The organism is Streptomyces sp. NPDC030183 (genome assembly GCF_055573455.1).
The window spans coordinates 45,762-54,186 of sequence record NZ_JBVIBK010000042.1 but is presented as its reverse complement, the minus strand read 5'-3'; the positions used below and the strand labels follow the sequence as shown (position 1 = coordinate 54,186).

The window sequence follows — 8,425 nt, the reverse complement described above, 5'->3', positions numbered from 1 at the left end:
GGACTGAGATCACCGAACGCCTCTTACCCCAACGGCGTCAACGGACCAGTCCCCGCGTCATCAAACGCAAGATGTCCAACTGGCCCCTCAAACGAGCCGAACACCGCAACCTGCCGCCACCAGCCATGGCAGTCCTCACGATCTCCAGACCACACACCATCTAAGTCACCGGCATTGGGCCTAGGCCGGTGGACGGCCGTTCCCGCGGCGGGCCAGGAGGAGGGCGACGTCGTCGTCCGGCTCGGGGGTGAGGGCGGTGAGCAGCAGGTCGCAGATCCGCTCCAGCGGGAGACGGGTGTCGTCCAGGACGCGCAGCACATTGTGCAGTCCCGCGTCGACGGACATCGCGTGGCTCTCGACCAGGCCGTCCGTGAACAGGGCGAGCAGAGCCCCCTCGGCGAGTTCGTGCTCGCCGACGGTGAAGGGCACGCCGCCGACCCCGAGCGGCACTCCGCCGGCGATGTCGAGGAGTTCGGCCTTCCCGTGCGGGCCCACCAGGACCGGCGGGAGATGGCCCGCACGGGAGAGTTCGCAGCGGCCGCGGCGGGGATCGCACACGACGTAGAGGCAGGTGGCCAGGGTGTCGGGGTCGCCGAGGGAGGCGGTGAGGCCGTCGAGGTGGTGCAGCAGCTCGGCCGGGGGCAGGTCGAGCCGGGCCAGTGCCCGCGTGGCGGTGCGGAGCTGGCCCATGATCGCCGCCGCGTGCACGCCCTTGCCCATGACGTCCCCGACGACGAGTCCCACCTTGTCGTCCTTCAGCGGCAACACGTCGAACCAGTCCCCGCCCACCTCGCTGATGGCGGGCAGATAGCGCGAGGCCACCTCCATGCCGCCGTGCCGCGGCGGTGCCTGGGACAGCAGGCTGCGCTGGAGGGTGAGCGCGATGTCGCGTTCGCGTCCGTAAAGCCGTGCGTTGTCGATGCAGATGGCGGCTCGTGCGGCCAGTTCGACGGCGAGGGTGACGTCCTGGTCGTCGAACGGCCGGGGGTTGACCGTGCGGCACAGGCTGAGCGTGCCCAGCACCTCGCCGCGGGCCATCAGGGGAACGGCCAGATAGGAGTGGACACCGGCGCCCCGCAGCGTCTCGGCCGCGCTGTCGTCCCGGGCGATCCTCCGCATCGCCGCGTCGTCCACGTGCGCCTGGAGGATCGGTCGCGCCTCGCGTACGCACTGGGTGACCAACCGGGACGGGCTGTACTGGGCGGGCCGGCCGACGGGGTCGGCGGCCGCGATCGCGTCGGTGGGGTGGCTCGCCTTGAGGGCGAGGGGCCAGAAGTCGAGGGAACCGTCCGCCCTCGGCGCGGCCGAGCCGCCGGGGTTGACGACGGTGTCGAGGGCGTCCACGGCGGCGAGGTCGGCGAGGTCGGGAACGACCACGTCCGCCAGCTCGCGCGCCGTGCGACGCAGGTCGAGCGTGGTGCCGATGCGGACGCCGGCGTCGGCGATCATCGCCAGCCGCTCGCGCGCCTGCGCGACCTCGGACGCCGCCCGCTGCCGTTCGGAGACGTCCAGTACGGAGATCGCCAACCCCAGGACCTGCCCGTTGGGGTCCTCGATGCGGTGGTACGACTCCGAGTAGGCGTGCTCCTCGTTGTCGGCCTTCGTGCGGCCCACCGTCTGCTGGTCGAGGAGCGGCTCACCGGTCCGCAGGACGTAGCGCATCCGTGACTCGATGGCGTCGACGTCGAGGGCGGGCAGCACCTCGCCGACGCGGCGGCCCAGCACTGCCTCCTCGGGGACGCCGTTGAGGCGCTCCAGTGAAGGGTTGACCCGCAGCCACCGCAGCTCGGTGTCGAAGACCGCGATCCCCACCGGCGACTGGCTGACCAGGATGTGGGAGAGCGCCAGGTCGCGCTCGACGTTGCGCACGGTCTCGGCGTCGGTTCCCAGGCCGAGGGCGAGAATCCCGCCGTCGGCGTCGCGCAGCTGCATGGTGCGGAACTCGACCCGGCGGGTGGTGCCGTCCTTGTGCCGCACCGGGAAGACGCCCGCCCAGCGCGCCCCGGTGCGGACGCTCTTGAACAGCTCGCGCGCCCGCGCCTGGTTCTCCGGGGCGACGAGGAGCGCGCCCGCGTCCCGGCCCAGCGCCTCCGTGGCGGGGAATCCGAGCAGTGACTCCGCTTCGGGGCTCCACAGCGCGATCCGGCCGTCGCTGTCCAGGACGAGTGCCGCCACGCGGAGCACGTCGAGGAGCCCGCCGGGCGCGGCGGTGATGCTGTCCTGCCAGCCGCTCCCGTCCCGGGACTCTCGCTCGGGCATACCGGACGCTCCTTCCGGCGGCAGCACGGGAACCGGTCCCCTGCTGCCGGGCCCCCTGTCAGTCTTACCTCTGCCCTCGCGCCACCGCACGCCATCGCCGTCCACGCGGAGCGCTCCCCCGGGCGTGGAGCACCCCGTCGTGGTGCGTTCGGCGCCGTCGAGCGCCTTCCGCGGGGCGAGGAGGTCGCCGGCCACGGTGTGCGGCTCGAAGAGCGCGGTGATCCGGTCAGCCGGTCGAGCCGTGCCCCTGGCATCCCCCATGCGTGTGATCGCTGTCGGCGGCGTCGGATCGGTACGGCCGGCCCGGGGCGCCGGACGCGGGGGGTCGGTCTTTCTGTCGTGGACCGCGGGACCGCGCCGTGTGGCGAGCCGGCAGGCGTGCGGTGAGACTGTGCCGCCCGCGACCAGCGAGGACGGCGAGGCGGCCGTGGTGACGGTGATCCCACGGCACGCGCCGCAGGACGAGGAAGTCACCCACCTCGTCCACCGCATCCGCGACGACCTGGCCCCCAAGGCGCTGGGCCCCTCGGGCGGCAAGGCCCTGGGGGGGGCGGGGCGACGGCGGTGGTCATCGACATGGCCGACGTGGTGGGCGAACGGCTGCCCTGGGTGATCCTCGCCGTCGTCGGCGCGGGAATGCTGCTCCTGTACGGCATGTTCCGCGCCCCCATGGTGGCGCGGAAGGCCGCGGCGATGACGCTGCTGTCGATCGGCGTGTCCTTCGGCGTGATCATCGCCATGTGAGCACATCGCGTACACCGTCCTGGCTCAGTTCGTCGAGGCTGATGGTGGGCAGAATGGATGTCGTGATGACGTGGCCGGCCTCGGGGTCGTTGCCGTGGTGCACGGGTGCCATGGCGGCGACACAGAGAATCGGATGCTGATCGACGCGGCATTCCATGTGGTGCAGAAACTGAAGCGACTGTTCGTCAGCGGCGCAGTGCAGGTCGTCCAACAGCACGAGCAGGGGTCGTCGTTGGGAGAGATTGACCAGCATCCAGTACGCCACGCAGCAGGTTCCGCTTCTGCGCGGGCTGCGCTTCACCGTAGGCGCCGCCATCCGCGTAGTCGAAGAGCGGTGCGGCCATGGCAGCGGGTCCTGACACAAGTGCGTCGTGCTCTACGGGAGTTGCGGACGCCAGCAGGTACTCGAAGAGCTGCCTCACCATGCCGTAGGCCTCAGCCGCCGGCAACGAACGAACCGCCCTGAGAAGGGATGTCTTCCCGGTGCCGAACCGACCCCCTACGAGGATCAGACCGCCTCTGCTCCTCGGGCATTCCTGACAGGCGTCGTCAAGGGCTTGGATGTGGTGTTGGCGCTCTGTCAGCGGCGTGGAGTCCGCATGCGCCGATCCCCCATGAGGGCCCATCCCTCTCCGCTAGGGGCACCGGCTGCGTGACCTTCGCTGCCGCAAGGCCGATACTGCCGTCAGCAGGAGCTGCGATCGTCACACGACCAATGACCCGCTGGACCTGATGGACCGTCACCGAAGTGGCGTCAGGTCGGCATCAGTTCCGTCAGGACCCGCCCCGGACCGTCACGCACCGCCGAGATCGAAGACCAACCTCGTGGACTCCGAACTGGTAGAACGCAGGCCCAGAGCCTGACCGCTATCCCCTTCAGGAGGCAGCAATGAAGATGCTCATCAACGTCGCGGAGACCGTCGTCGCGGACGCGTTGCGGGGGATGGCCGCCGCTCATCCCGAGCTGACGGTGGACGTGGAGAACCGGGTGGTCGTACGGCGGGACGCGCCGGTGGCCGGGAAGGTGGCGCTGGTCTCCGGGGGCGGTTCGGGGCATGAGCCGCTGCACGGAGGGTTCGTGGGGCCGGGCATGCTGTCGGCGGCCTGCCCGGGCGAAGTGTTCACCTCACCCGTGCCGGACCAGATGGTGCGGGCCGCGGCAGCCGTGGACAGCGGCGCCGGGGTGCTGTTCATCGTCAAGAACTACACCGGTGACGTGCTCAACTTCGACATGGCGGCCGAGCTCGCCGAGGACGAGGGCATCCAGGTCGCCAAGGTGCTCGTCGACGACGACGTCGCGGTGACCGACAGCCTGTACACCGCCGGGCGGCGCGGCACCGGCGCCACCCTCTTCGTGGAGAAGATCGCCGGCGCCGCCGCCGAGGAGGGGCAGCCGCTGGAGCGGGTCGCGGCACTGGCCCGTCAGGTCAACGGGAACTCGCGCAGCTTCGGGGTGGCGCTCAGCGCCTGCACGACCCCGGCCAAGGGCAGCCCCACCTTCGATCTCCCGCCCGGCGAGCTGGAGTTGGGAATCGGCATCCATGGTGAGCCGGGGCGGGAGCGGCGCGCCATGATGACCTCGGGCGAGATCGCCGACTTCGCCGTCAACGCCCTCCTGGACGACATGAGCCCCCGCAATCCCGTCCTGCTCCTCGTCAACGGCATGGGCGCCACACCGCTGCTGGAGCTGTACGGCTTCAACGCCGAGGTGCAGCGGGCGCTCACCGAGCGCGGCGTCGCCGTCGCCCGCACCCTCGTCGGCAACTACGTCACCTCCCTCGACATGGCCGGCGCGTCGGTCACGCTGTGCCAGATCGACGAGGAGACGCTCCGCCTGTACGACGCGCCGGTGAGGACGCCGGGGCTGCGCTGGGGGATCTGATCCCGTGGCCCCCCCGGACGGTGCGTACGGTACGTGCCGGGGTACGGCCCATATGGCTCAGTCCGCTGACTCTCGTACAGGCAAGGAGATTCCGTGCTCGACGCCGACTTCTTCCGTCGTTGGATGACGGCCACAGCGGCCTCGGTGGAACGCGAGGCCGAGCGGCTCACGGCGCTCGACTCGCCGATCGGGGACGCCGACCACGGCAGCAATCTGCACCGCGGTTTCGCCGCCGTGGTGTCCGTACTGGAGAAGGAGGCCCCGGACACGCCCGGTGGTGTGCTCGTGCTGGCGGGGCGTCAGCTGATCTCGACGGTGGGCGGCGCGTCGGGCCCGCTGTACGGCACGCTGCTGCGCCGCACCGGCAAGGCGCTCGGCGACGCGGCCGAGGTGAGCGACGCGGACCTCACGACCGCGCTGCGGGCGGGTGTGGACGCGGTGATGACGCTCGGCGGGGCGGCACCGGGCGACAAGACGATGATCGACGCGCTGGTCCCGGCCGTCGAGGCGCTCGACCGTTCCTTCGCGGCGGCACGGGCCGCCGCCGAGGAGGGCGCCCTGGCGACCACGCCGTTGCAGGCCCGTAAGGGGCGTGCCAGCTATCTCGGTGAGCGCAGCATCGGGCACCAGGATCCCGGTGCCACGTCCGCCGCGCTGCTCGTCGCGGCGCTCGCCGACACCGCGGAGGCGTCCGATGGCTGACGGGAAGCAGGTCGGCATCGTGCTGGTCTCGCACAGCGCCGCCGTCGCGTCCTCGGTCGCCGAGCTGGCGCGCGGGCTCGCGGGCGGGGGAGCCGATGTGCCGATCGCTCCGGCGGGCGGCACGGAGGACGGGGGGCTCGGCACCAGCGCCGTGCTGATCTCGGCGGCGGCCGCGGCCGTGGACCGGGGCGCGGGCGTCGCCGTCCTCACGGACCTCGGCAGTGCCGTCCTCACTGTGAAGGCACTGCTCGCCGAGGGTGACGAACTCCCCGAGGGCACGCGTCTGGTCGACGCGCCGTTCGTCGAGGGTGCCGTCGCCGCGGTCGTCACCGCCTCCACCGGCGCCGACCTGGCCGCGGTCGCCGCCGCCGCGTCCGAGGCGTACGCGTACCGCAAGGAGTGACGACGGCCGGGCCTGCCCGCGCGCGCCCCAGGAGGCGGTCGGGCAGGCCCCGGGCCGACGGCGCCCGGCCGGCGCCGTCACGGCCGCACGAACTCGCGGGCCAAAGCCTCTCCCTGTTCCACGGCCGCCTCGTGGTCCTCGATCGGGGTGACGCGGGTGTTCTCGAAGACGATGTAGGTGACTCCGGAGGTGGTGCCGCCGGTGCGGGGGTCGGGGCGGAGGCCCAGGCCCTTGGCCGTGGCGTACGAGGCCTCGCCGATGATGTTGCCCGGGCCGGTGTCGCCGACGACGGCGTACTGGACGCGGTCGCCGTGGACGACGGCGGCGACCGAGCCGCCCCTGATGCCGTGGGCGCGGTAGTCCCAGATGCGGCTGGGTGCGGGCAGGACGATGAACGGCAGGTCGGCGGCGCTGAGGTGGCGGCCGTCGGACTGCTGGTAGGAGGTCGTCGGCTGGAACCACGGGTCCGTCGTCCGGTTGCAGCGCGCGGTCGGGCGGCCGTCGCAGTCGATGTCCATGTCGGCCTTCCAGAACACCGCCCCGTCGATGCCGCAGACCGGGATGACGGCGGGGGCGCCGGCGTCACTGCGGTAGAGCCCCTGCGACACCCGGACGCAGCCACGGACCTTCGCCAGCAGCTCCGCGGCCGTCACGACACCCTCACGCTGTATGGACTGCTGCTGGTGCGCCAGAGCGGGCAGGGTGACGGGGGCCAACAGGGCGGCGCCGGCGGCGGCCAGCGTCAACGACCGGACACGCACGATAAGGGACCCTCTCCTGGGGGACACTGACGGTCACTCACCACCCCAAGGTGAAGGGGGCGGAGGAGGAGGGCCACTGGTAGGGGGCCGGACGGTGCACACCGTCCTCCGCACGAGGGGGCGGCCGAGGGCCCGGGCCGGTCTCGGCCCCGGCCGCTCGGCCGCACTGGCCGGCGCGGGGTGGGCGACGACAGCGGCCCGCACCGTACGACGCGAACTGAACGGCCAGGCGGGCGAGTTCACGCCGCGTCAGGGCACCAGCATACGTAGCGGTGGCCCGCGCCGTGAACCGAGCGGCCCCTCCATCGAGCACCCCGGCCTCTTGATGTGGGCTCGTCAGCATGGCATACATACAAGGGGATAGGTACAGACCATTCCCGCAGCGGTGGTGGCGCGTGGCGGCGCGGCAGGCGCGCACCCGTACCGCCGGTGCGGCCTGTTTCACCCGGTGGCGCCAACCGTTTCACCCGTACCACCGGTCTCATCCGTGGTTGCAGGAGCCGATGATCGAGGGGGCTGGATGGTGCGACGCCTTCCTGTGCGGGTGTGGGTGGTCTGCGGTTCGTTGCTCCTGACCGTCTCCTGCGGGATGCGGGAGACCCCCGGCCGCCGTCCGCCGCCGGCTCCCCCGGGAGTCACGGCCGCCGCGGGCAGCGCCACCAGCGTGCACGTCATGTGGAACCGGGTGTCCGGCGAGCCGGAGGTCGCCGCGTACGAGGTGTACCGCGGCGAGCGGAAGGTGAAGGACGTGCCCGGCGACGAGCACATGGTGGACATCACCCGGCTGCGACCGTCCACCACCTATGTGTTCACGGTCCGGGCCCGTGGTACCGCCGGTGACCTCGGGCCGCCCAGCGCCGAGGTGCGGGCCACCACCCCCGCCGGTGGCGCCGCCGACCGCCGCGCCCCCACCCGTCCCGCCCGCCTGGACGGCCGGGCGATCGGAAGCAGGGCGGTCCAGCTGTCCTGGGGGCGGTCGACCGACGACCGTGATGTGGTGTCGTACGACATCCTCCAGGGCGACTCGAAGATCCACAGCGTGGGCGGTGAGCAGACGGCGGCCGTGGTCACGGGGCTGCGGCCCGGCACCCGCTACTCCTTCACCGTGCGGGCGCGCGACGCGGCGGACAATCTCTCGCCGGTGAGCCGTGCCGTACGACTCACCACCGAGCGGACCGAGCGGTCCGAGCGGACCGAGCGGTCCGAGCGGGGCAAGGGTGGACCGGGGACGGATCGACCGGGCGGGGACGGCGGGGACGGTGACGGGGGCGGCGATGGGCCGGGCACCGCGCCCACCGGCTTCCGGGCGAGCACGCGCCTCACCGACGGGGCCTACTCCATCGAGCTGTCCTGGGTGCCGCCGCGCGCCGACGGATTGATCACCGAGTACGAGATCCAGCTCGACGGGCGGCCGGCCACCACGCTGGTCTGGGGCGGGACCCCGCCCCGAGGGCGGTCCAGGTACGGCTTCTACGCGGGCCGGGAGGCCGGGGTGACCCACCGTGTGCGCATCCGGGCGAAGCTGCCGGACGGGACCTGGGGCGGGTTCTCGGCGGAGCGGACGGTGACCACGGGAGGGTGAGTACGTCCCCCGCACGGCGGAATCCGTCACCTGCCCGGGGGCGGTCCGCATGCGCGCGGGGCGTGGGGGACGTTGGCTCGCCCTGAGGCAGC

The 8,425-nt window shown here is 72.4% G+C and carries 9 protein-coding genes; 5 read left to right on the top strand and 4 right to left on the bottom strand.

Annotation, left to right across the window (positions count from 1 at the left end):
• Positions 1 to 180 precede the first annotated feature (180 nt).
• Positions 181 to 2,259 (bottom strand): SpoIIE family protein phosphatase, encoded by a 2,079-nt coding sequence (locus ACZ4Z2_RS35020; RefSeq protein WP_468081618.1) that lies wholly within the window; start codon positions 2,257 to 2,259, stop codon positions 181 to 183.
• Between the two features lie 576 nt (positions 2,260 to 2,835).
• On the opposite strand from ACZ4Z2_RS35020, the gene ACZ4Z2_RS35015 reads away from it, so the two are divergent.
• Complete coding sequence (locus ACZ4Z2_RS35015) at positions 2,836 to 3,003, top strand: hypothetical protein (protein WP_468081617.1); 168 nt, start codon at positions 2,836 to 2,838, stop codon at positions 3,001 to 3,003.
• Here ACZ4Z2_RS35015 and ACZ4Z2_RS35010 read toward each other — a convergent pair.
• Both ACZ4Z2_RS35010 and ACZ4Z2_RS35005 read right to left on the bottom strand, forming a co-directional pair.
• Positions 2,990 to 3,268, bottom strand: coding sequence for a hypothetical protein (locus tag ACZ4Z2_RS35010; RefSeq protein ID WP_468081624.1), 279 nt, complete (start codon positions 3,266 to 3,268; stop codon positions 2,990 to 2,992). The two genes, ACZ4Z2_RS35015 and ACZ4Z2_RS35010, sit on opposite strands and share 14 nt — an antisense overlap.
• The gene (locus tag ACZ4Z2_RS35005) at positions 3,189 to 3,629 is read right to left on the bottom strand and encodes an AAA family ATPase (RefSeq protein WP_468081615.1); all 441 of its coding nucleotides are present in this window, start codon (positions 3,627 to 3,629) and stop codon (positions 3,189 to 3,191) included. The genes ACZ4Z2_RS35010 and ACZ4Z2_RS35005 overlap by 80 nt, the downstream gene beginning before the upstream one ends.
• Before the next feature lie 263 nt (positions 3,630 to 3,892).
• Between ACZ4Z2_RS35005 and dhaK the strand changes: the two genes are divergently transcribed.
• The 3 genes from dhaK (at position 3,893) to dhaM (ending at position 5,990) form a co-directional block, all read left to right on the top strand.
• Complete coding sequence (gene dhaK / locus ACZ4Z2_RS35000; RefSeq protein ID WP_468081614.1) at positions 3,893 to 4,885, top strand: dihydroxyacetone kinase subunit DhaK; 993 nt, start codon at positions 3,893 to 3,895, stop codon at positions 4,883 to 4,885.
• Positions 4,886 to 4,978: 93 nt separating this feature from the next.
• Entirely contained in the window at positions 4,979 to 5,587 is a 609-nt protein-coding gene (gene dhaL / locus ACZ4Z2_RS34995) for a dihydroxyacetone kinase subunit DhaL (RefSeq protein ID WP_468081613.1), read from the top strand.
• Positions 5,580 to 5,990, top strand: a complete 411-nt coding sequence (gene dhaM / locus ACZ4Z2_RS34990; protein WP_468081612.1) for a dihydroxyacetone kinase phosphoryl donor subunit DhaM — start codon at positions 5,580 to 5,582, stop codon at positions 5,988 to 5,990. The genes dhaL and dhaM overlap by 8 nt, the downstream gene beginning before the upstream one ends.
• Before the next feature lie 77 nt (positions 5,991 to 6,067).
• Here the strand turns inward: dhaM and ACZ4Z2_RS34985 are convergent, their stop codons facing one another.
• Positions 6,068 to 6,751, bottom strand: a complete 684-nt coding sequence (locus tag ACZ4Z2_RS34985) for a glycoside hydrolase family 75 protein (protein WP_468081610.1) — start codon at positions 6,749 to 6,751, stop codon at positions 6,068 to 6,070.
• Positions 6,752 to 7,271: 520 nt separating this feature from the next.
• On the opposite strand from ACZ4Z2_RS34985, the gene ACZ4Z2_RS34980 reads away from it, so the two are divergent.
• Positions 7,272 to 8,333, top strand: a complete 1,062-nt coding sequence (locus ACZ4Z2_RS34980) for a fibronectin type III domain-containing protein (protein WP_468081608.1) — start codon at positions 7,272 to 7,274, stop codon at positions 8,331 to 8,333.
• Positions 8,334 to 8,425: the final 92 nt, after the last annotated feature.

Excerpts from the sequence above, each read along its gene's own strand:
- ACZ4Z2_RS35020 (WP_468081618.1), bottom strand. The coding sequence starts at position 2,259 with ATGCCCGAGCGAGAGTCCCGGGACGGGAGCGGCTGGCAGGACAGCATC.
- ACZ4Z2_RS35015 (WP_468081617.1), top strand. The coding sequence starts at position 2,836 with ATGGCCGACGTGGTGGGCGAACGGCTGCCCTGGGTGATCCTCGCCGTC.
- ACZ4Z2_RS35005 (WP_468081615.1), bottom strand. The coding sequence starts at position 3,629 with ATGGGCCCTCATGGGGGATCGGCGCATGCGGACTCCACGCCGCTGACA.
- dhaK (WP_468081614.1), top strand. The coding sequence starts at position 3,893 with ATGAAGATGCTCATCAACGTCGCGGAGACCGTCGTCGCGGACGCGTTG.
- dhaM (WP_468081612.1), top strand. The coding sequence starts at position 5,580 with ATGGCTGACGGGAAGCAGGTCGGCATCGTGCTGGTCTCGCACAGCGCC.
- ACZ4Z2_RS34980 (WP_468081608.1), top strand. The coding sequence starts at position 7,272 with ATGGTGCGACGCCTTCCTGTGCGGGTGTGGGTGGTCTGCGGTTCGTTG.